Origin of the sequence: Rhodobacter sp. JA431 (assembly GCF_900217725.1) — a bacterium.
Lineage (GTDB): Bacteria > Pseudomonadota > Alphaproteobacteria > Rhodobacterales > Rhodobacteraceae > Rhodobacter > Rhodobacter aestuarii.
Genome location: NZ_OBMP01000002.1, coordinates 17,909 through 43,779 on the forward strand (window position 1 = coordinate 17,909; position 25,871 = coordinate 43,779).

A 25,871-nucleotide genomic window follows, 5' to 3' on the forward strand; every position below is an offset into this window, starting at 1 on the left:
GATTGCGGCGGCTGATCTGGCCTTGAAGCTCATACCTTCGCCCCATGCCCCCTAGCGTAGACGTCGTCGTAGCGAATGATGTCGTCCTCGCCCAGGTAGGACCCCGTCTGAACCTCGATCAGCACCATAGGCACCTTGCCGGGGTTTTCCATCCGGTGGACCGCCCCGAGCGGGATGTAGACGGATTGGTTTTCAGTCACCAGCTGCACCCTGTCGTCAATCGTGACTTTCGCCGTGCCCTGAACAACGATCCAGTGTTCCGAGCGGTGATGGTGGCTTTGCAGGCTGAGCGCCGCGCCGGGATGCACGACGATGCGTTTGACTTGAAATCGGTCGGCAAGCGCCAGCGTCTCGAACCAGCCCCAAGGGCGGTGGTCTTTCGGGAATTGTACCGCTTGCGGGGCCTTGCGCGTTTTCAGCGCATCCACCGCCTTTTTTACATCCTGCGCGCGCGACATGTCGGCCACCAGAACAGCATCGTTCATCGCGATAGCGATCACGTTTTTTAGCCCTATTCCAACGAGTTCCACGCCGTCGCTTTCAGAACGAAGCAAGCTTTCCTCACAGTCGATCGCTGTGGCGCCGCTCGACGTCGCAACCCCAGCTTCATCTTGTGCCTGTGCGGCCCAGACCGCATCCCAGCCGCCCAAGTCCGACCATTCTTCGCTGAAGGGTATGGCGGCAAGGTTTGTTGCCCGCTCCATAACCGCGTAATCAAGAGAGATATCGGGAGCATCAGCCCAAGCCACAGGGTCAAGCCGCAGGAAGCCAAGATCCGCCTGCGCTTTCTCGACCGCGGCGTGAACAGGGGTCAATACCTCTGGGGCATGGGCTTCGAATGCGGCAACCATATCGGCGGCGCGGAACAGAAAGATCCCCGCATTCCAAAGGAAGTTCCCCGCAGTAAGCATCGCCTCGGCCCGAGCTAAGTCTGGCTTTTCAACGAAGCGGGTTAGGGCGACCGGGGAACCGTTGCTGTCTGGCTGTGCGGAAAGCTCAAGGTAGCCATAGCCCGTTTCCGGGCGCGACGGCGTGATCCCAAAGGTGACGATCTGCCCCGCTGCGACTGCTGCAAGACCGCGCTCGACCGCTGCGCGGAAGGCGGCCGCATCGGGGATCGCATGATCTGAGGGCGCGACGAGCAACACCGCATCGGGGTCGGATGCCATCAGTTGAAGCGCAGCGGCCAAAACCGCCGGCGCGGTGTTGCGCCCTTCAGGTTCGATCAAGATCGCGCCTGGATCAATCCCGATTTCGGAGAGTTGCTCTGTGACGATGAAGCGAAAATCGCTGTTCGTCAGTATCACAGGTGCCGCAAACTCATCCCCGCGCAACCGTAGCGCAGACGCCTGAAACAGCGTCTGATCGCCGAGCAGGGGAACGAATTGCTTGGGGTAGCTCTTGCGCGATAGCGGCCACAGCCGCGTACCAGAACCTCCGCAAAGGATTGTCGGATAGATCATCAAAAAGCTCCCTCGTACGGATTCGTATCGAAACACAAATGCTGCGCTGCCGCAATTTCAAAGGCCGCGAAACTTCAGCCTGATCGTGTTCATCGCCTGTTCGAGCAAATTTGCTGCAGCGTCAAGGGTTTCTGCCTCGGTGTAGATGCGAAACTCCGGTGCATTTCCGGAAGGGCGAAGATGAAGGACGTTGCCATCAGCAAGCGTCATCCGTAGCCCGTCCGCGCGATCGAGCGCCTGTTCTTGGCCAAATGGTGCAAGAAATTCTGCGCGGGCGCTCGCATCTTTAGACAGGTGCGAGAGAAACGTCGCGCTGGCCTCAGTTGGGATTTCCGTCAGCCGATCAGAGGCTGTCGCGCGGGCGGGCAGGGCGGCGACTAGCTCCGCGAGGACCTGGCCTTTGGCCTGGGCGAGAACCAGAGGTGCGACAATAGGCAAAACCGCGTCGCGGGTCATGAGCGCGGGCAGCGGACCCGCCGGACCCTCGGCCGCGAAGCCAAGGAGAAAGCCGCCATTCGCCTCGAACCCCACAACTTTTGCGCTGGGGTCTTGCGCCAAGGCTTCTTCCATCGCCGCAATGACAAAGGGCGAACCGATCTTAGTGCGCGTCACCGCGGCGAAATCGGGCAGCATATCCACCATCGAATTGGAGGAAACCGGGGTGCAGATCACCTTCGCGCCTAGCGCAATCGAGGTCAGCACGCCCAGCACGTCGCCCGCGATCACCCGGCCCGTCGCATCGGTCAGCATAGGCCGATCTGCGTCGCCATCGGTCGAGAGCACCGCATCCAGCCGATACGCAGCGCACCATTCCGACAGTTGCTCCCGCGTGGCCGGATCGACCGCCTCTGTATCGACAGGAATGAAAATGTCCGAGCGGGCAAGCCGTACCACCTCAGCCCCCAAGGCGAGGAGTATGTAATGCAACAGATCGCGCGCCACCGAGGAATGCTCGTAAAGACCTAGGCGCAAACCCGAGAGCGCTGCGTTTCCAAAGGCCGTGCGATAGCGCGCAAGATAATCTGCCCCGGCCTCCGCGTAATATTGCAGGGTGCCTCGGGTTGCGGCTTTGGGCGCATGACCGAGCTTGGCTAGGATCGCAGCCTCATCGGTTTTGGAAATCTCGCCCGTGGGAAGGTAGAACTTGAGCCCGTTTCGGTCCGACGGTATGTGGCTGCCCGTCACCATAACCGCCGCCGCGCCCGCCGACATGGCGATCTGCGCAAGTGCCGGGGTCGGCAGCGCGCCACAATAGGTAACATTTAGACCCGCATCCCGCGCAGCCGCGATCACAACCGCGGCAATGCGCTGCGAAGAAGGGCGCAGATCTTCTCCGACGAAAAGCCTAGGCCCGGTCGGGCACGCCAAAATAAAGGCCGAGACATAGTCGCTGATCAATTCAGGCGTCAGTTCGACCACCAGACCGCGCAAACCGCTTGTACCAAATTTGGGGGCCATGAAATGCTCCTTGGTCCTCTGCGCAACCTGTCTAGGCCAGCGAAGGGAGAGGTGTCGAGACCGTGATTAGCCGCAGTTGTGAAAAGTTTCACGACACTCTGCGTCATCGCAATCAACGTCGGCGTGTCAGCGTGAGAGGCGCTTGTGTTATCCCGATTTCTGCGTCTGTGCGACCCGGGCCTCACAGAACTTTTCGCGAAAGGAAATCGGCATAGGCATTGGAGATCCCGTCTTTCAGTTGCCTTCCTCCTCTCCAGCCCATCGCTTGCAGTAGCCTTGAATCCATCAGCTTACGCGGTGTGCCATCTGGTTTGGTAGTGTCGAAGGTCAGTTTCGCATCGTACCCCACGACCTCGGCGATCGTCTCGGCCAATTCGCGGATTGTCACCTCGATGCCCGATCCGACATTGATATGCTTATAGCCAGAATACGCCTTCAGAAGGAACACCAGCGCATCGGCCAGATCATCACAATGCAGAAACTCTCGCCGGGGAGAGCCTGTGCCCCAGACGACCACCTCCTTCGAGCCAGACACCTTGGCCTCGTGAAACTTCCGCAACAGCGCCGGCAACACGTGGCTGGAGTTCAGGTCGTAGTTATCACCCGGCCCGTATAGGTTTGTCGGCATCGCCGAGATCCAGTCGCGGCCATATTGGGTGCGATAGGCCTGTGTCAGCTTGATCCCGGCTATTTTTGCGATCGCATACCGTTCGTTGGTTGGCTCTAGGGGGCCCGTGAGCAGCGCCTCCTCTGGGATCGGTTGGGGTGTGAGTTTCGGGTAGATGCAGGACGAGCCCAGAAACAGAACTCGCTCCACGTCAGCCTCATGCGCAGCCTGCAGGATGTTCGCTTCGATCATCAGGTTTTGATAAAGGAAATCGACCGGAAAATCGTTGTTAGCCTTGATGCCGCCGACCTTGGCCGCCGCCAGCACGATCGCGTCAGGGCGGTTAGCCGCCATCCAGGCTCGAACCGCCGCCTGATCGACAAGATCGACAACATCACGCCCGGCAGTAATTACCTCGCAACGCTCGGAAGCTAGACGGCGCACGACTGCGCTGCCTACCATACCGCGATGGCCGGCAACCCAGATGCGTTTCCCGGTCAGATCATATGGCATCTTACCCCTCCACGCTCACCGGCACATCAAGACAATGCGCCTTAAGCAGCTTCAGCCGCTTCGCCGATTTTAGATCCTCGGTCACCATCTCGGCGCACATTTCCTGCGCGGTGATCTCGGGCACCCAGCCGAGCTTTTGTTTGGCCTTTGACGGATCGCCGAGAAGCGTCTCTACTTCAGCGGGGCGGAAATAGCGCGGGTCGATGCGCATGATCACATCGCCAACTTTGAGGGCAGGGGCCATCTCTCCCTCGATGGCAGTCACGATCGCAATCTCGTCCGCCCCAGAGCCACGGAACTCCAGCGTCAGCCCCAGTTCCTCTGCCGTCCAACTGATGAACTCGCGCACGGAATACTGAATGCCCGTCGCAATCACGAAATCTTCGGCCTCGTCTTGTTGCAGCATCATCCACTGCATCCGGACATAGTCCTTGGCATGTCCCCAGTCCCGTAGGCTGTCGATGTTGCCCATGTAAAGGCAGGGCTCGAGGCCCTGGGCAATGTTGCACAGACCCCGCGTGATCTTACGCGTCACGAAGGTCTCGCCGCGCCGCGGGCTCTCGTGGTTGAAGAGGATACCGTTGCACGCGTAGAGGCCATAGCTCTCACGATAGTTCACGGTGATCCAATAGGCGTAGAGCTTCGCGACGGCATACGGGCTGCGCGGGTAGAAAGGCGTCGTTTCACGCTGCGGCGTTTCCTGCACAAGGCCGAAAAGCTCTGAGGTGGATGCCTGATAAAAGCGGGTTTTCTGCTCAAGGCCTAAGAAGCGAATGGCCTCCAGAAGCCGCAGCGTGCCGGTGCCGTCGACATCGGCAGTATATTCCGGTGCTTCGAAGCTCACCGCCACATGGCTCTGTGCGCCGAGGTTGTAGACCTCGTCCGGCTCGACTTCGCGCAGGATGCGCGTGAGGTTCGAGGTGTCCGTCAGATCGCCGTAGTGCAGGCGGAAGTTCTGGTTGCTGACGTGAGGGTCTTGATAGATGTGATCGACGCGGCCGGTATTGAACAGAGACGCACGGCGCTTGATGCCATGAACCTCATAGCCTTTTTCCAGCAAGAGTTCGGCGAGATAAGAACCATCCTGACCGGTAATGCCGGTAATCAGTGCTTTTTTCATTTCAATTTCCCGCTTTTTCATGCTGTCGGTAATTGATTGTATCGACGCCGCTACATCACGCAGCGCAGACCGCCTTTGCCAAATTCCAAGGCCATCTCATGCGTCTTGATCTTGTTCGCAGTTGATCTGTGGCCGCGAACGGAAGCGTATTGTGTCTTTAATTATCGGAGGTTGCCAAGCATTTTGCAACACACGCAAAGATTGTGCGTCACCTTGGCGCGCCATCGATCGTAGCGATACAGTTAGGAGTTCTGGGCGCGGATTCCCCGCTTCCCACGTTCTCCCTGCGTTCGTGTTTTGTCCTTGGGACAAAATTCGCCCAAGTACTTGGCGGTACTGGGACTTCTAAAAAATTCAAAAACCTATGCTAAGAGGAACCTACGTTGGGTCGGAGAGTATTGGCATGATCACGTCTGCCAGCGCACCAGCGGCGTCTCCCTTTCTCGTCTCCAACGGCCGCATCTGACACTGCCGCTTATCCGGAGCCGATCAGTGCAGTTCAGTGCGCGAAGACAAGATTCCAAAAAATGCTGTCACCTCAGCCACTGCTTGTGGCGGACAGTTTGCGATAACTGAAATGATACGCGACATGCGTTTTCATTAATATTCATTAATCCCGCCGCTAAATCTTTTAAAATTTATGAAATGATTTAAGGGGGTGCGCTAAAGGTTGCGCCGATTGCGCCTAAAGGATATGCACCCCACACCTTTTAACAAATTCTACAGCACGTTCTCACAAAGATGCTCCTTTTAGCAAGCCTAAGCACTCTAGGGTCAGGATTCATAACCAGTAAATGACGAGAGCCGCGAGGGCGATGGCTGAGAGGAACACCTTTGGGCATCGGTCATAGCGGGTCGCGACGCGCCTCCAGTCCTTGAGCCTGCCGAACATGATCTCGATGCGGTTGCGCCGCTTGTATCTCCGTTTTTCATATTTGACCGGCGTCTTGCGTTTTTTCCGGCCAGGGATGCAGGCGCGTATCCCCTTGTCCCGCAACGCTTCTCTGAACCAGTCCGCGTCATAGCCACGATCCCCGAGTAGCCATTTGACGTTTGGCAGGCCACTGAGCAGCGCCCGTGCGCCGATATAATCGCTAACCTGTCCAGCGGTGACGAACAGGTCGATCGGTCGTCCCTGACTGTCGCAGATGGCGTGAAGCTTGGTGTTCATACCGCCTTTGGTTCGACCAATCAGGCGACCACGCCCCCCTTTTTGGCGGCCATGCTGGTCGCCGTTCGGTGGGCCTTGAGGTATGTCGCGTCGATCATCACGGTCGTCTTCTCGCCGTGTTCCGCCGCCAGCCCGGCCATCATCCGCGCGAAGAGGCCCTTTTCGCTCCAACGCTTCCAGCGGCTGTAAAGTGTTTTGTGGGGGCCATATGCAGCAGGAGCATCACGCCAACGCAAGCCATTGCGATTGATGAAGATAATCCCGCTCAACACCCGCTTGTCATCAACCCGAGGCTTCCCGTGTGACTTGGGAAAGAAGGGAGCCAGACGCGCCATCTGCGCGTCGGTCAGCCAGAAGAGATCGCTCATGTCATCGCTCCGTTTTCGGAGGCGTGAATCACGCAGCGAAACTGAAATCAATGCATCCTGACCCTAGTTAATAGTTGGACAACACACAGGCGTGTTAACTTTTAAAGGCTGATAAACCCCGAAATGACGAATCACCTCAGAGTTGTATCTCTTGAGTGTGCCCCATGACTTTCGGCGACATCCTTCGCACGGTCACAAAGATGGCCTTCCCCCACACGGCACAAAAAAGCCCCCGCTTGGTCTAACCAGAACCAAGCGGGGGCGTTCGTCGCTTATGCGCTTACGGGATCAGCCGGTCAATGATCGCATCGGCCGCTTCCTCTGCGGTCATAGTTGTGGTGTCGATGCGCAGCTCGGCATTGTCGGGCGCCTCGTAGGGGCTGTCGATGCCGGTGAAGTTTTTCAACTGCCCCGCGCGCGCTTTGGCATAAAGCCCTTTGACATCACGCTCTTCGGCCACTTCCAGCGGTGTATCCACAAACACCTCAACAAACTCGCCCGGCTGCATCATCGAGCGCACCATGTCCCGCTCGGCCCGGAAGGGCGAGATGAAGGCGGTGATCACAATCAACCCCGCATCGGTCATCAACTTCGCCACTTCGCCCACACGGCGGATGTTTTCCACCCGATCGGCCTCGGTGAAGCCAAGGTCTTTGTTCAGCCCGTGGCGGACGTTGTCACCATCCAGCAAGAAGGTGTGGCGGTTCATCCGCGCAAGTTTCTTCTCCAGCACATTGGCGATGGTCGATTTGCCAGAGCCCGAAAGCCCCGTCAGCCAAACCACGGCAGGCTTTTGGTTCTTCATCGAAGCATGGGCTTCGCGGCCAATTTCCAGCGCTTGCCAATGGATATTGCTCGCCCGACGCAGCGCAAAATGGATCATGCCCGCCGCAACCGTGCGATTGGTCAGCTTGTCGATCAGAATGAAGCCACCCAGATCGCGGTTCTCGCTATAGGGCGCAAAAGGGATCTCGCGGTCGGTCGTCACATTGGCGACCCCGATCGCATTCAGATCCAGCGTCTTCGCCGCCAGATGGTCTTGGGTGTTCACATCCACTTCGTATTTCGGCTGATGCACCGTTGCCGAAACCGTCTGCGCGCCGATTTTCAGCCAATAGGCGCGCCCCGGTACGAGTGAGCTATCATCCATCCACACAAGCGTGGTCTCAAACTGATCCGCCACTTCCAGCGGCGATTGTGCCGCCACAATCACCTGCCCGCGCGAGCAGTCGATCTCGTCTTTCAGCGTCAGGGTGATGCTTTCACCGGCCACTGCCTCGTCACGGTCGCCATCCAGCGTTACAATCCGCGCCACTTCCGAGGTTTTGCCCGAGGGCAGCACCCGCACCTGATCGCCCGGCGCCACAGTGCCCGAGGCGACAAGCCCCGAGAAACCGCGGAAATCGAGATTGGGGCGGTTCACCCATTGCACCGGCATCCGGAAGGCGCGGCGCTGGTCCGAGGCGCTGTCAAGTTCGACCTCTTCAAGATGCGGCAAGAGCGAAGGGCCTTGATACCAAAGGGTATTATCGCTCGGCCCAAGGATGTTGTCCCCCGCAAGCCCCGAGATCGGGATCGGCGTGAACTTCGAAATTCCGATGCCGCGGGCAAAGCTGTCGTAATCGGCGACGATCTTGTTGAAGATGTCTTCGTCGTAATCGACCAGATCCATCTTGTTGATCGCCAGCACGACGTGACGAATGCCAAGCAAGTTCACCAAATAGCTATGGCGGCGGGTCTGCGTCAGCACGCCTTTGCGCGCATCAATCAAAATTACGGCCAAATCGGCGGTCGAGGCGCCGGTGACCATGTTGCGGGTGTATTGCTCGTGGCCGGGGGTGTCGGCAACGATGAACTTACGCCGCTCGGTGGCAAAGAAGCGATAGGCGACATCAATGGTGATGCCCTGTTCGCGCTCCGCCGCGAGGCCATCGACCAAAAGCGCGAAATCAATGTTTCCGCCTTGGGTGCCGACGCGTTTGCTGTCGGCCTCAAGCGTCGCAAGCTGGTCTTCAAAGATCATCTTGCTGTCATAAAGCAGCCGCCCAATCAGGGTGGATTTGCCATCATCGACCGAGCCGCAGGTGATGAAACGCAGCATGGTTTTGTGCTGGTGCGCTTCAAGGTAGGCGTCGATATCTTCGGCAATCAGGGCGTCGGTTTTGTAAATCGGGTCGGTCATGTCACGGGTCCGTTGTGATCTTGGCGCAGGAGGGGCGGGCAGGGGCTCAGAAGTAGCCTTCTTGCTTCTTCTTCTCCATCGAGGCGGCTTGATCGTGATCGATCGCACGGCCCTGACGCTCAGATGTGGTGGTCAGCAGCATTTCCTGAATGACCTCAGGCAGGGTTTTCGCATCGCTTTCAACGGCGCCGGTGAGCGGGTAGCAACCCAGCGTGCGGAACCGCACAGAGCGCATTTGCGGGGTTTCACCGTCGCGCAGCGGGAAGCGCTCATCATCCACCATCAAAATCAGCCCGTCACGCTCCACTGTCGGACGCGGGGCCGAGAAGTAAAGCGGCACGATTTCAATGCCTTCAAGGTGGATGTATTGCCAGATATCAAGCTCGGTCCAGTTCGAGATCGGGAACACCCGCACGCTTTCACCCTTCGCCTTACGGGCGTTGTAAAGGCGCCAAAGTTCGGGGCGTTGGTTCTTTGGGTCCCAACGGTGATTGGCCGAGCGGAACGAGAAAACGCGTTCCTTGGCGCGGCTTTTCTCTTCATCGCGGCGCGCGCCCCCAAAAGCCACATCGAACCCGTATTTGTCGAGCGCCTGTTTCAGACCCTCGGTCTTCCACATATCGGTGTGCAGCGCACCGTGATCGAACGGGTTGATCCCACGCTCCAGTGCCTCGGGGTTTTGGTAGACCAAAAGCTCCATCCCGGCGGCTTTCGCGGCTTTGTCACGCAAAGCATACATGTCTTTGAACTTCCACGTTGTATCGACATGCAACAGCGGGAAGGGCGGCGGCGAAGGATAAAACGCCTTCTTCGCCAGATGCAGCATCACCGCACTGTCTTTGCCGACCGAATAAAGCATCACGGGGTTTTCGGCTTCCGCCACCACCTCGCGCAGAATGTGGATGCTCTCGGCTTCGAGGCGTTGCAGATGCGTCAGCGTTTTCATGGGCACTACCAGATCGTCGTTTCCAGGGTTTTCCCAAGCCTTATCAATCTGCGCTCTTGGCGAACCCCCCATTTGGGGGGTATATCTTGAAAATGTTCTACGTTGACGACCAAACCCGTCTCTTGAATACACTTTTTTCCTGCGCCGCCGCTTCGGAGGGGCCGGAAAAGGGCCAATGGCAGCCGTTTTTGGCGCGGTTACGCGATCTGGCGCGGGCGGATGGCGTGTCTTTGTGTCTTGCGCAGGGGCGGGCACAGCGGCGCTCATGGTCGGTAGGCCAAGCGCCAAATGTCGCGCCAGAGGCGCTTGAGCCCTTGCGGTTTCAGCGCGTCTATGAGCAAAGCGAGGTGCTGGGCGAGGCGGCTGAGAGCGGCTTTTTACGCCTGATCAAAGTGCGCAGTGGCCCCAACATGCAGGCGGTTTTGAGCTTGTTTCGCGGGGCCGAGAAATCGGATTTTCGCGCCATAGACGGGCAAAGCCTCGATCTGGTCGCGGGGTATCTGGCCCAAGCGGTGTCAATCTGGGCCGCGCTTGAGGAAGAACGAAGCCTTGCCGCACTCAATGCGCAAACCGCGCAGCTTTTGGGCGCGGGCTGGCTTTTGATCGATAGTGGCGGCGTGATCACCCATCTCTCCCCGCTTGCCAAAGACCTTGCGGAAGAAGCGGGTTTACCTTTCGCAACGCGGCGCCGGTTTGAGCCTTCTGACCCGGCGCTTGCATCGGCCTATCGTGCGGCGCTCTCTGCCTGTCTTACCCATGGTCGCCCGCAGTCGGTTCTGTTGTCCCATGAGCCGCTGATTGAAATGGTCTTGCAACGCGATGTGCAAAGCTCGGCAGGGGGGCTGCGCGCTGCGTTGCGCCACGCGCCGCAGCTTCGGTCCATTGATCCAGCCAGATTGGCCACGCATTTTGGCCTGACCCCAAGCGAAGCGCGGCTCGCCGCGCGGCTTTGTGATGGGCAAAGCCTGCGCGATGCGGCGCAAGATTTGGGCTGGACCGAACAAACCGCGCGCAGTTGCTCGAAAGCGATCTTCGCCCGGCTTGGGGTTTCTGGCCAGCCCGCGCTTGTTCGGCATATCCTCAGTAGTGGCGTCTTTTTAATAGCTTAGGCTGCGAAGTTACACCCAACCCGTCAGCCCTGTCGCGCTTGTGCCGGTGGCCCAAATGCGGCGCGCCCAAACCGAATGCTGCCCAAGAGGGAGCGGCCCGGTCGTGCAAATCTCGCCTGTCCGCGCATGGGTGTAACGGAGTGTGCCGCCTGTCGTGCCAATCGTCACAGCCCGCACTGGCCGCGCCAAATCCACGGTATCATTGGGGGTGATCGCCCCAGCCCCAAGGCTTGGCCCCTCAAGGCTGACCTCTTGCGCTTTAAACGGATCTGTCATCATGCTTCCCTTTCCAACGGAATGCGCGAAACTCTCCATGATCAGCGTCAAAGCCCCGTTAGGGAGCCGTGCGCTGTCTTCGCCCGGCAAGGACCACTTGGCGCGGCCAGTCGCATCCGCTACGAAGAGAGCGATAAAACGGCAAGGATAGATGATGAAAATTGCAGTTGCAGGGCTTGGTTATGTGGGGCTGTCGAATGCGGTTTTGCTTGCGCAACACCATCAGGTCATGGCGGTCGATGTTTCCGCCGACCGGGTGGACGCCGTCAATGCGGGGCGCTGCCCGATCATCGACGCCGAGCTTGAAGATTATCTTGCGCGCGGCAACCTCAACCTGACCGCGACCTTGGATGCAACGGCGGCCTATTCGGACGCTGATTTCGTGATCATCGCTACGCCCACGAATTACGATCCGGTCACAAACTACTTTGACACCTCAAGCGTTGAAGCCGTGATCGCGCAGGTGATTGCGCTGAACCTCAGCGCGGCGATCGTTGTCAAATCCACCATTCCGGTCGGCTTTATTGAGCGTATCCGCGCCGAGATGAACACCGAACAGGTGATCTTCAGCCCGGAATTCCTGCGCGAGGGCCGCGCACTTTACGACAACCTGCACCCGTCTCGGATCATCGTGGGCGAACGCTCGGAACGGGCAAAGGTCTTTGCTGAGCTTTTGCGTGAAGGCGCGATTGGAAAAGATGCGCCCGTGCTCTTTACCGACCCCGCAGAGGCCGAAGCCATCAAGCTTTTCGCCAATACCTTCCTTGCGATGCGGGTCGCGTTCTTCAACGAACTCGACAGCTATGCGATGGCGCGCGGCATGGATACGCGCCAAATCATCGAAGGTGTCGGCCTCGATCCGCGGATCGGCAGCCATTACAACAACCCGTCCTTCGGCTATGGCGGCTACTGTTTGCCCAAAGATACCAAGCAGCTTTTGGCAAACTATTCGGAAGTGCCGCAAAACCTGATTGCCGCGATTGTGGATGCGAACCGCACCCGTAAAGACTTCCTGTCCGATCAGATCATTGCCCGCCGACCGAAGACGGTCGGCGTCTACCGGCTTGTGATGAAAGCCGGCTCAGACAATTTCCGTCACAGCGCGGTGCAGGGCATCATGAAGCGGATCAAGGCGAAGGGGATCGAGGTGATCGTTTTCGAACCCGCGCTGGCAGAGGATCAATTCTTCGGTTCACGCGTGCTGCGTGACCTTGAGGCCTTCAAGGCCGAGGCCGATTTGATCATCGCAAACCGGATTGTTGAGGAGCTGGAAGACGTGCGCTCGAAAATCTTCTCGCGCGATCTGTTCGGCGCGGACTGATCTCTCAAACAGCCACAGCGGCGAACGCATATCAAAAACGCCAAATCTGGCACATCGGCTCGGCCCTTTTGATAGGGTCGGGCCGTCGTCTTTTGGTGCGACGATGCGGCCTCTGGAATTTCTCGGCACCCGCGCGGAACCCCCGCTCAGTTCCCTGTGTAGGGCCTATCTTCCCAACATAGTTACCGAAAAGTGATTCGGCTCACATCCGGTGCAGTGACGAACAAAAATGCGCAAAAGGTCATTTTGGCGTCAAACAAGGAACAATTAACCCTGCCCAATTGTTCGCTTCCGGGCGCAAGATTGATGCGAAAACGGAAACTGCGCCACGGCGAGATTGTCGCAAAAATGGAAACGCTGAGCCCGTTCTTGCCCCCCGTCAACAATCGCTTTCGCCCGATGGCTCTGGTTAATCCAACGTAAACATTAAACTTTTCAGGGAATTCTTCGTACCTCTGATGCGGTAGCCTGAAACAATCGCGCAGCCATCGCGGCGCTTTTAGGGCGAAACAACTGCGCTTGCGGAAAGCGCGCGGCGAAATCTTGGCGAGATTTGGGCAAATTCCCGTTCCAAGGGCCTGCGACGCTTGGTATCTATTGGATAGCCCGACTGGGGGGCTTCTGGCCGTGGGGGCGGCCAAATGTGTGTGCGCCATCCGAAAGGATGTGTGGGAAGGTTGTGTGGTGCTGCTGTCGGCGAGATGATCTGCGATCTCGTCACATTTACGAACCGGGACTTAGGGAAAACCGCCTTTTGGGCGGCTTGGTTCGTGCATCCTCAGTCGTCCTACAATCCTTGACGCATGCGTGAAGTTCGTTGGCGGGTCTGTGACCTGTCGCTGGGTGTCGCTGGCGCTGCCAAGGCGCGCCGCTCGAAAGATAGGCGCGTGGGCCAGTGGTCCGCAGGCGGTTTAAGGAGAGGCTGCTATGACGTGGTTAAATTTGTTTAATTCTGATCCGACGGCGCGGGATGATTGCGCGACAACGGCTTACAATACTTCTGTGACGATCAATGTCTTGGCCAATGATACCGATCCGAACTGCGACAAGCTTTCGATCTGTGGCACGCCCACCTCTGACCAAGGGACTGTCACCGTCAATTCTGACGGCACGCTTACCTTTACCCCCAGCACGAATTTCACCGGCGCGGCGTCCATCTCCTACACCGTGACCGATGGCCATGGCGGCTATGACACCGCCACCGTGCGTATTACTGTCGAAGAACCTCCGCGCGACTACATCGTTGAAGGCACCGCCGACGATGACCTGATCGACTACGCCTATACCGGCGATCCGGAAGGCGACAAAATCGACCATAACGACAATGCCACCTGCGATAATGATGATGTCGTGGTTGCGGGTGCAGGCAATGACACCATTCTCTCGGGTGCGGGCAATGACACCGTTTACGGTGAAGATGGCAACGACCTGATCGACGGCGGCGCAGGCGACGACAATCTTGTTGGCGGCGCGGGCGATGACACCTTTGTGGGTGGCGCGGGCAATGACACCTTCACCGGTGGCACTGGCCTCGACATGATCGACTATTCCGCCTCCACCTCGGGCGTGAGCGTCAACCTCAGCACCGGTGCGCTTTCGGGCGGCGATGCGGCGGGCGATTTGATCTCCAGTGGCGTGGATGGCGTGATCGGCACCGATTATGCCGACAGCCTCGTGGGCTTCGATCACCAAGGCACCAACCCCGCCGATACCTATACTAACGTCTTTTACGGCGGTGCGGGCGATGACACGATCATGGGTCTTGGCTCGGACGACAGCCTTTACGGCGGCGCCGATAATGACAGCATCGAAGGCGGCGCGGGCGATGACTACATCGAGGGCGATGGCGAATTGGCCACGGCTGCCCCTGCGAAAGCGCTGACCGTCGATTGGCAGCAGTTCAACGAAAACTGCGGCACGATCGTCGATGGTTCTTCCTATGATATGGGCGGCGTCTCGGTCACTTTCGACTTCACCGCGCAAGATTACGGGGCAACGGCGACCTCTTATACCGGTGCGCAATATGTCGAAGCGGGTGACGGGCTCGAAGGCACCGGCGGTCTGCGCCTTTACGGCTGCGGCGGCGAAGGTGGCATCGACAACACCTCGACCACCACGCTGACCTTTGCCTCCACCGATGAAGATTACGCCTCGGCGGTCACCGATGTGACCTTCCGCATCAACGACGTCGATATCGGCAATAGCTCGGATTACCACGAAGATATCGTCACCGTCCGCGCCTATGATGCCGATGGCAATCTGCTGGACGTCACCTATGAGGTCGGCGGCAGCCAAACCGTTTCGGGCAACACCGTCACCGGCCAAGATGTCGATAACGGTTCGCTTTCGACCACCAGCGAGACGGGCTCTGTCTTGGTGCATATCTCGGGCGCTGTGGCCCGGATCGAGATCGACTATGACAATGGTGGCGATACTGACCAAGCCATCACGCTGACCGATCTGACCTGCACCACCGTCTCGGCTGAAGACGATGAAATCGCGGGCGATGATACGCTTTTGGGCGGCGATGGGGATGACACGATCCTTGGCCAAGGTGGCGATGACATCATCACCGGCGGCGAAGGCGATGACGTGCTTTCCGGCGGCGATGACCGCGACGTGATCTATGGCGCGACGGGCGACACCGTTGATGGTGGCGCGGGCGGCGACGATTGGGACGTGCTCGACATCACCGGCCAAGGTGACTGGCGCGTGGTCAATCAAACGACCGACAGCAATGGCAACGGGACCGATGGCACCGTTGAGTTCCTCGACAGCGATGGCAATGTCACCGGCACGCTCGATTTCACCGAGATCGAAGAGATCCGTGGCGATGATGTGAACCATGCGCCCGAAGCGTCGGATGATACGCTGACTTTGGCCGAAGACACGACCAAGTCGATCAACGTGCTCGCCAATGACAGCGATCCCGATGGCGACACGCTCGAAATCATCTCGGCCAGCGCGCAGCATGGCACCGTCAGCTTTGATGCCTTGGGCAATCTCACCTACACGCCGGACGCCAATTACAATGGCGCCGACACGATTACCTACACCGTAAAAGATCCCGATGGGGCGACCGATACCGCCGAAGTCGCGGTGACGGTGACCCCGGTGAACGATGACCCGGTGGCAAATGACGATATGGCGACCGGCGATGCGAGCACGCAGATTGTCATTTCGGTGCTCGACAACGACACCGATGTGGATGGCGATCCGCTTACCGTGACCTCGGCCTCGAGCCCCGATGGCACCGTGACGATTGACCCGACGACGGGCGAATTGACCTTCACGCCGACGGCCGGTTTCTCGGGCAACACGACGATCAGCTACGAAATTTCGGACGGTCAAGGCGGCACCGATACCGCGACCGTGCAGGTGACGGTGCTCTACACCCCGCCGCCGCAAGATGGCTATGTCGATGGCACCGATGATGCCGATCTGATCGACTATGACTACACCGGCGACCCGGAAGGCGACCTGATCGACCATGGCGACGCGATCTTGGGCGATGACGAACCCAATGACGACCGCGTTCTGGCCGGTGCGGGCAATGACACCGTTTTGGCGGGCGAGGGCGATGATACCGTCTGGGCTGGCGAAGGGGATGACTCGGTCGAAGGGGATGTCGGCAACGACAGCCTGCTCGGCGAAGCTGGCAATGACACGCTGCGCGGCGGCGTCGGCGATGACACGCTTGAAGGTGGTCTTGGCGACGATAGCCTGATTGGCGGCGTCGGCGATGACAGCCTGCTTGGCGGTGACGGCAACGACACGATCAGCGGCGTTGGCGGCGATGACATCGTTTATGGCGGCGCGGGCAATGACTCGATCACCACCGGCGCGGGCAGCGATGCGGTCGATGGCGGCGATGGCGATGATTACATCAACACCCGCAATTCCGTGGCTTCGCCCGACATCGGCTATCCGGGGCTCTACCCCTCGGACACCGATCCGACCGATGATATGGATACGGTCTCGGGCGGCGCGGGCAATGACACGATCCTGACCGGTGATGATGCCGATTACATCTTGGGCGGCGACGGCGATGATGTGATTGATGCGGGCGTTGACCGCGACACCATCCTGGGCGGCGACGGCAATGATCTGATCACCGCAGGCGAAGGCGATGACTGGGTCGAAGGCGGCGCGGGCAATGACACCATCTATGGTGGCCTTGGTCCGAGCTACCCCGATGCGATCAACATTCCCGATGATACCGACCTTGTGCAAAACAATGGCCGCGATGTCATCAGCGCGGGCGACGGCGATGACGTTGTCTATGGCGAAGATGATGACGACCAGATCGCGGGCGGTGCGGGCAACGACTACCTTGATGGCGGCATCGACGAAGACACGATTGCCGGTGATGAGGGCGATGACACGATCATCGGCGGTGCGGGTGCCGACTATCTGATGGGCGGCGATGACCAAGACACCTTCTTGGTTGGCTCTGCGGATGAGGGCATCGGTGATGTGATTGATGGCAACGAGGGCGGCGTGGACTATGACACGCTCGACCTCACCGGCGCGGGCCCGGTGTCGATCGCTTATGATCCGGCGAACCCGGAAAACGGCACCGTCAGCTTCCTCGATACCGATGGCAACGTGCTTGGCACGCTCGACTTCACCAATATCGAGAACATCATCTACGACGAAGGTGATGGCTGGGTTGAGGGCACCGACGGCGCCGATCTGATCGACTATGATTACACCGGCGACCCCGAAGGCGACATGATCGACCACGCCGACGCGATCTTGCCGGGCGACGCGGCCAATGATGACCGCGTGTTGGCCGGGGCCGGCGATGACACCGTGCTGGCGGGCGAAGGCGATGACACCGTTTGGTCTGGCGCGGGCGATGACTCCGTCCAAGGCGGCAATGGCAACGACAGCCTTTTGGGCGAGGAGGGTGCCGATACGCTGGAGGGCGGCGATGGCAATGACACGCTGGAAGGTGGCGAAGGCAATGACCTGCTGGATGGCGGCCAATCTTCCGACACGCTCTCGGGCGGGGAGGGCGACGACACGCTGATCGGCGGCGAAGGCGAAGACCTTCTGAACGGCGATGCGGGCGATGACAGCCTCTCGGGCGGCAATGGCCAAGACACGCTTTATGGCGGCGACGGCAATGATACGCTCGATGGCGGCGACGGCGATGATCGTCTTTATGGAGAGGATGGCGACGATGTGCTGACCGGCGGGCAGGGCCAAGACCTGCTGGACGGCGGCGCGGGCAATGACACGCTTTCGGGCGGTGACGGCGTCGATACGCTTCTGGGCGGCGATGATCGTGACTGGTTCGAAGTGCGCACCGCTGCCGATGGCAACAACGACTTCATCGACGGCAACGAAGGCGGCGACGACTGGGATACGCTCGATCTGCGCGGCGCAGGCCCGTTTGACGTTGTTTACGATCCGACGAACGACGAAAACGGTACCGTCAACTTCCTCGATAGCAACGGCAATGTCACCGGCACGCTGACCTTCCGCAACATCGAGAACGTGATCCCCTGCTTTACGCCGGGCACGATGGTAGCAACGCCGCGCGGCGAACGCCGGGTGGAAGAGCTGCGCGAAGGCGACAAAATCCTGACCCGTGACAACGGCATTCAGGAAATCCGTTGGGTTGGCCGCCGCGACATGAGCCGCGCCGAGCTGATCGCTGCGCCGCATCTGCGTCCGGTGTTGATCAAGGCGGGCAGCCTTGGCAACGGCCTGCCCGAGCAAGACATGCTGGTCTCGCCGAACCACCGGATGCTGGTCGCCAATGAACGCACCGCGCTCTACTTTGAAGAGCACGAAGTTCTGGTCGCGGCCAAGCACCTGGTCGACAATGCGGGCGTGAAACCGGTGGAAACGCTGGGCACCAGCTACATCCACTTCATGTTCGACCGTCACGAAGTGGTTCTGGCCAACGGCGCTTGGACCGAGAGCTTCCAACCGGGCGACCAAACGCTGGGCGGCATGGGCAATGCCCAACGCTCGGAAATCTTTGAACTCTTCCCGGAACTCAAAACCCGCGAAGGGATCGACCACTACACGGCAGCGCGCAAAACGCTGAAGAAACACGAAGCCGCGCTGCTGCGGGGCTAAGTCAGGGGCTGACGCAAGTCAGTGGGGGCTGTGGGGCGCCCGGGGCAGAAGCTCCGGGCGTCTTGCGGCGAAACTGTGATCGTGAGGGCCGGGGTATGGCTCAATCTCGTCTGTTTCATGGCGAGAAACGGTCAGTTTTTGCCTTATGGGGCAAAAATGAGGCAGTTAATCTTTCTTAAAGCGGTGTTCTGCATTATCCTTTTACCCGGGGGCGTTCTGAAGTTTCCGGGCAATCGCCGGACAGGACGTGTGGAATGGCTGCTGAAGACGAAATATCTGCCGCATTGCGCGGAACGAACACGGCGCAAGCCGGTGCTGAGGGGGTCTCAGTCGTCGAAATGCGTTTGTGTTTCGGGTGCTTTGACGGCAATTCCGGGCGCCTTGAGGGGCGCAACGGAGCAGGTCAGCAGCTATTCGCCGCCGATATTGCGCAGGTGCTGGGATCGATTCCCTGTTTCACCGCGCAGTCATTGGTCGCCACCGGGTCTGGTCTCGTGCAGGTCGGGTCTCTGACCCCCGGCCTGCGCGTGATCACCCGCGATCACGGCATGCAAGAGTTGCGCTGGGTCGGGAAACGGACCTTTGGCTGGAAAGATCTCGGGCTGAACCCGCTGCTGCGCCCGGTGCGCATTGCGGCTGGCGCGCTGGGGAATGGATTGCCGGAGCGCGATATGGTCGTTTCGCCAAACCACCATTTCCTGACCAGCAAATCCGGCGAAGGCGAGGGCGGTGAACGCCTGACAATGGCGCGCGATATGGTCGGGCGTCCGGGGATCACCACCGAGATTTGCAGCAGCATTGAGTATTGGCAGCTTCTTTTCGACAAACATGAATTGGTTCTGTCGGATGGCTGCTGGTCGGAAACCTTCCTGCCCACGACACGAAATCTGGCCGCTTTGGATGATGACGGGCGGCAATCTGCGCTCATTGCGGTGCCGGATCTGCAAGGCGGGGAAAGCGCTTCCTATGAAGCGGCGCGCCCTTTCGCCAAAGTTGGCTCTGCCGCGTAACCCCCTTATAACCCGCGACATTTCAACGCGCCCTTAGGTTGCAATAGCCTTTTCTTCGCCACAATCTCGCAGCTTTATTGTCGTTAACGCGGCCTTAATCTGCCATGCCAAGCGGGCATTCTCTCTGTGACGGCCATCACATCGGCCTCTGCAGAGAAGACTATGGCAACTTATAACGGCAGCTCGCGAAACAACTCTTACACTGGCACCGCGGGCAGTGATCAGATCTATGGCAATGACGGCAACGACACGCTCAACGGGGCGGGTGGCGATGACCTGATCGACGGCGGCACCGGCAATGATCTGATTTACGGCGGCGATGGCGCAGATACGCTTTCGGGCGGGTCTGGCTACAACACGGTCTATGCGGGCGCGGGCAATGACGTTTGGCTCGGCGGCACGAATGAGGCGCAAAGCGCCGGCACCGATGCGGTCTATCTAGAAGACGGCGACGATTTCGCGACCCTTGGCTGGTTTTACACCGGTAATGCCGACACGCTTGATGGCGGCACTGGCAATGACACGCTGTCGATGGAAAACTTTCCCGACACGCTGAATTCCGGGATCACGTTGAATGACGATGGCTCTTCCACGACCATCGCCTTTGGCACGGTCGTCCGCAATTTTGAAAATGTCATCGGCAATGGCGGCAATAACGCGCTCACGGGGAATTCGAGCGCCAACATGCTCGATGGCGGGGCCGGCGATGACACGCTCGCGGGCAATGCAGGCGATGACAGCCTTTATGGTGGTGCGGGCACCGACCTTTTGGATGGCGGCAGCGGCGTCGATACGCTCGACGGTGGCACCGGCAATGATACGCTTTATGGCGGGGCGGGTGACGACACGCTGAACGGCGGGGCAGGGGCCGACCAACTCGATGGCGGCACCGGCATGGATTATGTCGATTACACCGACTCCGACGCCGGCGTGAACGTCAATTTGGCCAGCGGCTCGGGTACGGGGGGCGACGCTCAAGGCGATACGCTCGGGGGCATAGATGGCATCTATGGTTCCGACTATGACGACACGCTGATTGGCTTTGACCTCGCGGATTACTCCGACAGCGAATACGCTTTCACCAACGTCTTCTACGGCAACGGCGGCAACGATTATATTGATGGCGCTGGCGCCGATGACAGCCTTTACGGTGGCACGGGCAATGACACTGTGCTGGGCGGCTCGGGCAATGACCTCGTCGATGGTGGTGAGGGCGACGACAGCCTTGATGGTGGCGACGGCAATGACACCGTTTTGGGCGGTGCTGGCGATGACACGCTTTATGGTGGCGCGGGGGATGACTACCTTGATGCGGGCACCGGCTCGGCCACGATCAATGGCGGGGCAGGGTCTGACACGATCTATGTTCATGCCAATGAGAACACCACGGTCATCGGCTCTGAGGATGCGGGCGATACCGACACCGATGTTTTGATCCTTGAGCGCGATACCGGCGCGACCATTGTCTATAATGAAAACGATCCGGAATCGGGCACGATCCTGTGGGCCAATGGCACCACGACCACCTTTGAAAATATTGAAAACATTCAATATGTGCCCTGTTTTACACCGGGCACCCTGATCGAAACAAAGCGCGGTCTCGTGCCGGTGGAGCGGCTCAATCTGGGCGACAGGGTGCTGACGCGTGACAATGGCTATCAACCGATCCGCTGGATCGGGCGGCGGGCGCTTGGGGCCCATGCGCTGGCCGCACGGCCACAATTGCAACCGGTGCAGATTGCCCAAGGCGCGCTTGGCGAAGGTCTGCCCGAGGCGGATATGCTGGTCAGCCCGCAACACCGGATGTTGATTTCGGGCACCCGCGCCGAGCTTTTGTTTGGCGAGGGCGAGGTTTTGGCCGCCGCGCTGCATATGGTCGGCCTGCCCGGGATCACCCGTGCAACGCGCAGCGCCATCACCTATTTGCACCTGATGTTCGACGCGCATGAAATCATCCGCGCCGATGGGGCTTGGACCGAAAGCTTCCAGCCGGGCGATCACACGCTTGCCGGGCTGGAAACGCCGCAACGCGATGAGCTTTTTGAACTTTTTCCGCAATTGCGGCAGGCGCATCGGCGCGGACAATGGGCGGCCGCGCGGCTTTCGCTCAAGCCGCATGAGGTGCGCGTTCTGCTGGCGGCCTGATCTTTTGGTAACACCCGCCACGCAAAAGATGTCTCACGCGTGCGTGTCTTGACCGGGGCATGGTTTCGGCGCATCTGCTCGTTAACCGATACCAATAAAAACCTCGGGCAGTATCATGGCATATTCCGGCTTCTCCCGCCCCGACAGCGGGTTTGATTTCATTGCGTTGCGCCGTCGCAAGGGCGTAACCGAAATCGTCTATGACGATGGCGTGGCGCGCCGCCTTGTATGGCGGGTGCAGGGCGCGGCCAACGAAGGCAGCCTGACCGAGGCTTTGGCCCATGCGCGCCGCGAAGTTCGGGTTTTGCCCGCTCTTTATGCCGAATTGCGCAAACGCTCGATTGCGATTGAGGCGATCGCAGGCTGATTTTCAGATTTCGAAAAACAAAAAAGGCCGGATGCGCACATCCGGCCTAAGGAAGAGGCCGCGACAGGGGGAAGCGGCACTCGGGAAAGAAGCAGATCAGAAGCCCGCGAACGTATGGGGCAGGGTCGGCGGCTCAAGCCGTTCGCCCAGACCGATATCGCGGCGCATGTGGTCATCCAGACGGTCCATCGCGCGGGCCGTGGTGCGCAGGGTCATCCAGTCCAGAACCAATCGCAAAACGGCAGCGCCGGGGCGCAACGCAGCGGGGCGGTGCGACAGCGTGAGGCTCGGATACGACAGGGCGGCGGCGGTAGACAGACCCGACATGGGACACCTTTCAGGACGAAGTTCTGTATTGATACAATCCAGCCTTTGCTGGTATTGATACCCTACAAAATCCGCACAATCCGCGCGAGAGAAACATTGTGACTGATACAAGTTGGAAGCCAGACCTGCCCGTTCAGTCGGGTCCGAAGTATTTGGCGCTGGTGCGCGCGCTGCGTGATGGCGTGCGTCGCGGCGATTTGGCGCCCGGTTCGCGGCTGCCCACAGTCCGAGATTTGGCGTGGAAACTAGGGGTTACGCCCGGAACGGTGGCGCGCGCCTATCAATTGGCGACGCAAGAGGGGCTTTTGGAAGCCGCCGTCGGACGTGGAACATTTGTATCAAAACAATCACGTCGTCTTGGTCCGACCGAATCGCTTTATCAACAACCGCTCTCTGACCCCGCCGATGACGGGCTGATCGACCTGCGCTCGCCGCAATTGCCCGATGTGGGGCAGTCGCAAGCGTTGTCGCAAGCAATGGTCGGCGCGGCCGAGGAACTGGGCGAGCATTATCTGGAATATCCCGGCCTGCGGCGCGACCGCTATTGCCGGGTGGCGGCGCTTGACTGGTTCTCGAACTGCTCGCTGGAGCATATGATCGACGCCGATGATCTGGTGCTGACGCATGGCGGGCAAAACGGCATCAACATTGTGCTGCAATGCTGCTTGCGCGGTGACCGGCCCGTGGTGCTGTGCGAGGAACTGGCTTACCCCGGCTTTCGCCATGCCGCGCGGCTCACGCGTGCCGAGGTGGTGGCGGTGAAGCTTGACGACGAAGGCATGATCCCTGAGGCGCTGGATGCCGCGTGCCGCCGCTATGGCGGGCAGGTGGTTTGTGTCACGCCCGATGCGCAAAACCCGACTACGGCGCGGATGTCGAACGAACGCCGTCACGCCATTGCCGAGGTGGCGCGGCGCCATGATCTGCAAATCATTGAAGATGATTGCTACACCGCGCCGGTGTCCGGGCTGGATGCGTTGCGCGCTATCGCGCCGGAACGCACCTGGCATGTGACCTCGCTTTCGAAAACCATCTCGGCGGGGATGCGCTTTGGCATTGTCATCGCGCCCGAGGGGATGGGCGAGGCAGGGCGGCTCACCGCGCAGCACAGCTTCTTTGGCCTGCCGCGCCCGGTGACCGATATCATCACCCGGCTTTTTAAAAGCGGCGAGGCGATGCGGCTGCGCCATGATGCGCAAGAGGTGATGAGCCGCCGTCTGCAAATGGTGGTCGAAGCGCTTGAGGGCCATGACATCGCTTGGCAACCGGGGTTGAGCTTCATCTGGCTGCGGCTTCCCTTTGGCTGGCGTGCCTCCACCTTCGCCCGCGTGGCCGAGGCGGAAGGGGTGCTGGTGCGCTCGGCTGATGAATATGTGCTCTATGATGGCCATGCGCCGAATGCCGTGCGGCTTGCCCTTTCGGGCGGTGTGCCGGAGGAACGGTTGATGCGCGCCATCGCCAAGCTGCGCGATCTGCTCAAGAATCCGCCCGGCGATCTGCCCGTCTAGGCCGCAAATTCGCGCCCTAGTTGAGCCGCTTGGGCGGGCTGCACAAATCTTTGGCATTTGCCGCTTGTGGCTGCGTTTGCCTGCCCGCGCGCGCACCGCCCCCCCTTTTCTCTGCCGATGGCCTGTGCAAATTTGGCCAAAGCTGCGCGCATTTGCCTGCAGCGCGTGCCTTCGGGCCAGAGGGAGAATTTCATGTCGGCATCCCCCTTGCGGCGGCTGGCGCGTTCAGAAACGGCCAATGGCTATTTGATGGTCAGCCCTACGCTGATCTATGCCGTGCTGCTGCTGGCGGCGCCGCTGGTGATCATCTTTGCCTATTCCTTCTTCAAGGATGGCTATCTGGAGGTGATCCACGAATTCACCACCGCCAACTATATCGAGGCGTGGAGCGACCCGATCTTTCGCGCGATCTTGCTGCGCTCGGTGACGGTGTCGGCGATCGTGACCTTTGTCACCGTGGTGTTGGCGTTTCCGATTGCCTATTTCATCTCGTTCAATGTGCCTGCGGCCAATAAATCGCGCTGGCTGTTTTTGATCACCATCCCGTTTTGGACGTCCTATTTGATCCGGGTGTTTCAGTGGAAGGTGATCCTTGGCTACAATGGGGTGATCAACTCGGTGCTGATGGGGCTCGGCATCACCGATGACCCGCTGCAAATGCTCAACACCATCGGCGCGATTGCGATCACGCTCGCCCATGCCTACGCGCCCTTCGCGATTTTGCCGATCTTTGTGAGCCTTGAGAAAATCGACCGCTCGCTTTTGGAAGCAGGCCAAGACCTTGGCGAAAGCCGCTTGATGACCTTTTGGCGCGTGACGCTGCCCTTGGCGATGCCGGGGGTGATTGGCGCGGTGATGATTGTCTTCATCCCGACGATTGGCGATTACGTCACCCCCGTCATCATCGGCGGCGGTAAGTTGCCCATGGTCGCCAATATGATCCAGATGGATATGCTGAAGATCGACAATAAGCCGCTTGGCTCGGCGATTGCGGTTTCCTCGATGTTCGTTGTGGCGGCGATTTCGCTGATCTTCCTCTTCCTCAACCGCCGCTTCCTGAGGGGGCCGAAATGAAATTCTCTGGCCTGCGGCTCTACGCGCTCCTCTATCTGCTTTTCCTGTATGCACCGATCCTGCTTTTGCCGGTCTTTGCCTTCAATGACGGCACGGTGATTGCCTTCCCGCTCAAGGGCTTCACGCTTGAGTGGTTTGGGCAAATGGCTTCGAATGACACGCTGGGCCGCGCGCTGGTGAATTCGCTGATCATTGCGCTTTCGACCGCGATCCTGTCCACGACGCTTGGGATTTTCGCCGCCCGCTCCGCCACCCGCTACCATTACGCAGGCAAAGCAGGGGTGATGGGGCTGATCATGCTGCCGCTGGTCCTGCCCGAGATCATCGTGGCAGTGTCTTTGCTCGTCGTGCTTTTGGGCATGGGGATGACGCTCTCCATTTTCACCGTGATCTTGGGCCATGTGCTGATTGCCACGCCCTATGCGATTGCGGTGCTGAACGCGGCGTTTTCGACGCTCGATCAATCGCTCGAAGAAGCCGCCTATGATCTGGGAGAGACGAAATGGTCCACCTTCCGGCTGATCATTCTGCCGCTGGTTACGCCGGGCATCATTTCCTCGGCGTTGATGGCTTTCACCATCTCGCTCGATGAGTTCATCATCGCCTTCTTCCTTGCGGGCGAGCAGGTGACGCTGCCGACCTATATTTACTCGCAGTTGCGCTTCCCGAAACAAATCCCGATGATCATGGCGCTTGGCACGGTTTTGGTGCTGGCCTCGGTCATCTTGCTCACCTTGGCCGAATATTTCCGCCGTCGCGGTCTTGCGAAAACCGGCGCCAAAGATACCGGAGGTTTCCTGTGAACCAACC

Annotated in this window: 18 protein-coding genes; 9 read left to right on the plus strand and 9 right to left on the minus strand. The window is 59.4% G+C overall.

Annotation, left to right across the window (positions count from 1 at the left end; all coding sequences use genetic code 11):
* Positions 1-29: 29 nt before the first annotated feature.
* The 7 genes from CRO18_RS03745 to cysD form a co-directional block, all read right to left on the minus strand.
* Positions 30-1,463 carry a mannose-1-phosphate guanylyltransferase/mannose-6-phosphate isomerase gene (locus tag CRO18_RS03745; RefSeq protein ID WP_097081135.1) on the minus strand — a complete coding sequence of 478 codons (1,434 nt, stop codon included), beginning with the start codon at positions 1,461-1,463 and terminating at the stop codon, positions 30-32.
* Positions 1,464-1,520: 57 nt separating this feature from the next.
* Positions 1,521-2,921, minus strand: a complete 1,401-nt coding sequence (locus tag CRO18_RS03750; RefSeq protein ID WP_097081136.1) for a phosphomannomutase — start codon at positions 2,919-2,921, stop codon at positions 1,521-1,523.
* A 181-nt stretch (positions 2,922-3,102) separates the two neighbouring features.
* A complete protein-coding gene (locus tag CRO18_RS03755) occupies positions 3,103-4,041 on the minus strand; it encodes a GDP-L-fucose synthase (RefSeq protein WP_097081137.1) in 939 nt (312 codons plus the stop codon).
* A gap of 1 nt (position 4,042) precedes the next feature.
* Complete coding sequence (gene gmd, locus CRO18_RS03760) at positions 4,043-5,161, minus strand: GDP-mannose 4,6-dehydratase (RefSeq protein WP_097081138.1); 1,119 nt, start codon at positions 5,159-5,161, stop codon at positions 4,043-4,045.
* 781 nt (positions 5,162-5,942) lie between these two features.
* Positions 5,943-6,700 (minus strand): IS5 family transposase gene (locus CRO18_RS03765; protein WP_097081139.1). Its coding sequence is split into 2 segments (ribosomal slippage): positions 5,943-6,376 and positions 6,376-6,700, totalling 759 coding nucleotides; the frame shifts between segments, so codons are not numbered across the junction.
* 280 nt (positions 6,701-6,980) lie between these two features.
* The gene (cysN, locus tag CRO18_RS03770; RefSeq protein ID WP_076484727.1) at positions 6,981-8,882 is read right to left on the minus strand and encodes a sulfate adenylyltransferase subunit CysN; all 1,902 of its coding nucleotides are present in this window, start codon (positions 8,880-8,882) and stop codon (positions 6,981-6,983) included.
* A gap of 46 nt (positions 8,883-8,928) precedes the next feature.
* Positions 8,929-9,828 (minus strand): sulfate adenylyltransferase subunit CysD, encoded by a 900-nt coding sequence (gene cysD / locus CRO18_RS03775; protein ID WP_076484728.1) that lies wholly within the window; start codon positions 9,826-9,828, stop codon positions 8,929-8,931.
* Between the two features lie 92 nt (positions 9,829-9,920).
* Between cysD and CRO18_RS03780 the strand changes: the two genes are divergently transcribed.
* Positions 9,921-10,937, plus strand: coding sequence for a hypothetical protein (locus CRO18_RS03780; protein ID WP_097081140.1), 1,017 nt, complete (start codon positions 9,921-9,923; stop codon positions 10,935-10,937).
* A 9-nt stretch (positions 10,938-10,946) separates the two neighbouring features.
* Here CRO18_RS03780 and CRO18_RS03785 read toward each other — a convergent pair whose 3' ends face one another.
* Entirely contained in the window at positions 10,947-11,213 is a 267-nt protein-coding gene (locus tag CRO18_RS03785; RefSeq protein ID WP_097081539.1) for a hypothetical protein, read from the minus strand.
* A gap of 154 nt (positions 11,214-11,367) precedes the next feature.
* Here CRO18_RS03785 and CRO18_RS03790 point away from each other — a divergent pair, with 154 nt between their 5' ends.
* From CRO18_RS03790 to CRO18_RS03825, 5 genes are all read left to right on the plus strand, one after another.
* Positions 11,368-12,534 carry a nucleotide sugar dehydrogenase gene (locus CRO18_RS03790; protein ID WP_097081540.1) on the plus strand — a complete coding sequence of 389 codons (1,167 nt, stop codon included), beginning with the start codon at positions 11,368-11,370 and terminating at the stop codon, positions 12,532-12,534.
* A gap of 927 nt (positions 12,535-13,461) precedes the next feature.
* A complete protein-coding gene (locus CRO18_RS18565) occupies positions 13,462-18,630 on the plus strand; it encodes an Ig-like domain-containing protein (protein WP_143128596.1) in 5,169 nt (1,722 codons plus the stop codon).
* Positions 18,631-18,884: 254 nt separating this feature from the next.
* Positions 18,885-19,640 carry a Hint domain-containing protein gene (locus CRO18_RS03815; RefSeq protein ID WP_097081142.1) on the plus strand — a complete coding sequence of 252 codons (756 nt, stop codon included), beginning with the start codon at positions 18,885-18,887 and terminating at the stop codon, positions 19,638-19,640.
* A gap of 162 nt (positions 19,641-19,802) precedes the next feature.
* Positions 19,803-21,785, plus strand: a complete 1,983-nt coding sequence (locus CRO18_RS03820) for a Hint domain-containing protein (protein WP_097081143.1) — start codon at positions 19,803-19,805, stop codon at positions 21,783-21,785.
* A gap of 115 nt (positions 21,786-21,900) precedes the next feature.
* A complete protein-coding gene (locus CRO18_RS03825) occupies positions 21,901-22,152 on the plus strand; it encodes a hypothetical protein (RefSeq protein ID WP_076484734.1) in 252 nt (83 codons plus the stop codon).
* A gap of 96 nt (positions 22,153-22,248) precedes the next feature.
* On the opposite strand, the gene CRO18_RS03830 is transcribed toward CRO18_RS03825, so the two are convergent.
* Entirely contained in the window at positions 22,249-22,479 is a 231-nt protein-coding gene (locus tag CRO18_RS03830) for a DUF1127 domain-containing protein (RefSeq protein WP_076484735.1), read from the minus strand.
* 98 nt (positions 22,480-22,577) lie between these two features.
* Here CRO18_RS03830 and CRO18_RS03835 point away from each other — a divergent pair, with 98 nt between their 5' ends.
* The 3 genes from CRO18_RS03835 to CRO18_RS03850 all read left to right on the plus strand — a co-directional run bounded on the left by CRO18_RS03835 (position 22,578) and on the right by CRO18_RS03850 (position 25,864).
* The gene (locus CRO18_RS03835; protein WP_076484736.1) at positions 22,578-23,987 is read left to right on the plus strand and encodes a PLP-dependent aminotransferase family protein; all 1,410 of its coding nucleotides are present in this window, start codon (positions 22,578-22,580) and stop codon (positions 23,985-23,987) included.
* A 192-nt stretch (positions 23,988-24,179) separates the two neighbouring features.
* Positions 24,180-25,061 (plus strand): ABC transporter permease, encoded by an 882-nt coding sequence (locus CRO18_RS03845; RefSeq protein ID WP_076484738.1) that lies wholly within the window; start codon positions 24,180-24,182, stop codon positions 25,059-25,061.
* Positions 25,058-25,864 carry an ABC transporter permease gene (locus CRO18_RS03850; RefSeq protein ID WP_076484739.1) on the plus strand — a complete coding sequence of 269 codons (807 nt, stop codon included), beginning with the start codon at positions 25,058-25,060 and terminating at the stop codon, positions 25,862-25,864. The genes CRO18_RS03845 and CRO18_RS03850 overlap by 4 nt, the downstream gene beginning before the upstream one ends.
* Positions 25,865-25,871 lie beyond the last annotated feature (7 nt).

What these genes read in the sequence shown, in the direction of transcription:
- CRO18_RS03745 (WP_097081135.1), bottom strand. Translation starts at nt 1,463, where the DNA reads ATGATCTATCCGACAATCCTTTGCGGAGGTTCTGGTACGCGGCTGTGG.
- CRO18_RS03750 (WP_097081136.1), bottom strand. Translation starts at nt 2,921, where the DNA reads ATGGCCCCCAAATTTGGTACAAGCGGTTTGCGCGGTCTGGTGGTCGAA.
- CRO18_RS03755 (WP_097081137.1), bottom strand. Translation starts at nt 4,041, where the DNA reads ATGCCATATGATCTGACCGGGAAACGCATCTGGGTTGCCGGCCATCGC.
- gmd (WP_097081138.1), bottom strand. Translation starts at nt 5,161, where the DNA reads ATGAAAAAAGCACTGATTACCGGCATTACCGGTCAGGATGGTTCTTAT.
- cysN (WP_076484727.1), bottom strand. Translation starts at nt 8,882, where the DNA reads ATGACCGACCCGATTTACAAAACCGACGCCCTGATTGCCGAAGATATC.
- cysD (WP_076484728.1), bottom strand. Translation starts at nt 9,828, where the DNA reads ATGAAAACGCTGACGCATCTGCAACGCCTCGAAGCCGAGAGCATCCAC.
- CRO18_RS03780 (WP_097081140.1), top strand. Translation starts at nt 9,921, where the DNA reads ATGTTCTACGTTGACGACCAAACCCGTCTCTTGAATACACTTTTTTCC.
- CRO18_RS03785 (WP_097081539.1), bottom strand. Translation starts at nt 11,213, where the DNA reads ATGACAGATCCGTTTAAAGCGCAAGAGGTCAGCCTTGAGGGGCCAAGC.
- CRO18_RS03790 (WP_097081540.1), top strand. Translation starts at nt 11,368, where the DNA reads ATGAAAATTGCAGTTGCAGGGCTTGGTTATGTGGGGCTGTCGAATGCG.
- CRO18_RS18565 (WP_143128596.1), top strand. Translation starts at nt 13,462, where the DNA reads ATGACGTGGTTAAATTTGTTTAATTCTGATCCGACGGCGCGGGATGAT.
- CRO18_RS03815 (WP_097081142.1), top strand. Translation starts at nt 18,885, where the DNA reads ATGGCTGCTGAAGACGAAATATCTGCCGCATTGCGCGGAACGAACACG.
- CRO18_RS03820 (WP_097081143.1), top strand. Translation starts at nt 19,803, where the DNA reads ATGGCAACTTATAACGGCAGCTCGCGAAACAACTCTTACACTGGCACC.
- CRO18_RS03825 (WP_076484734.1), top strand. Translation starts at nt 21,901, where the DNA reads ATGGCATATTCCGGCTTCTCCCGCCCCGACAGCGGGTTTGATTTCATT.
- CRO18_RS03830 (WP_076484735.1), bottom strand. Translation starts at nt 22,479, where the DNA reads ATGTCGGGTCTGTCTACCGCCGCCGCCCTGTCGTATCCGAGCCTCACG.
- CRO18_RS03845 (WP_076484738.1), top strand. Translation starts at nt 24,180, where the DNA reads ATGTCGGCATCCCCCTTGCGGCGGCTGGCGCGTTCAGAAACGGCCAAT.
- CRO18_RS03850 (WP_076484739.1), top strand. Translation starts at nt 25,058, where the DNA reads ATGAAATTCTCTGGCCTGCGGCTCTACGCGCTCCTCTATCTGCTTTTC.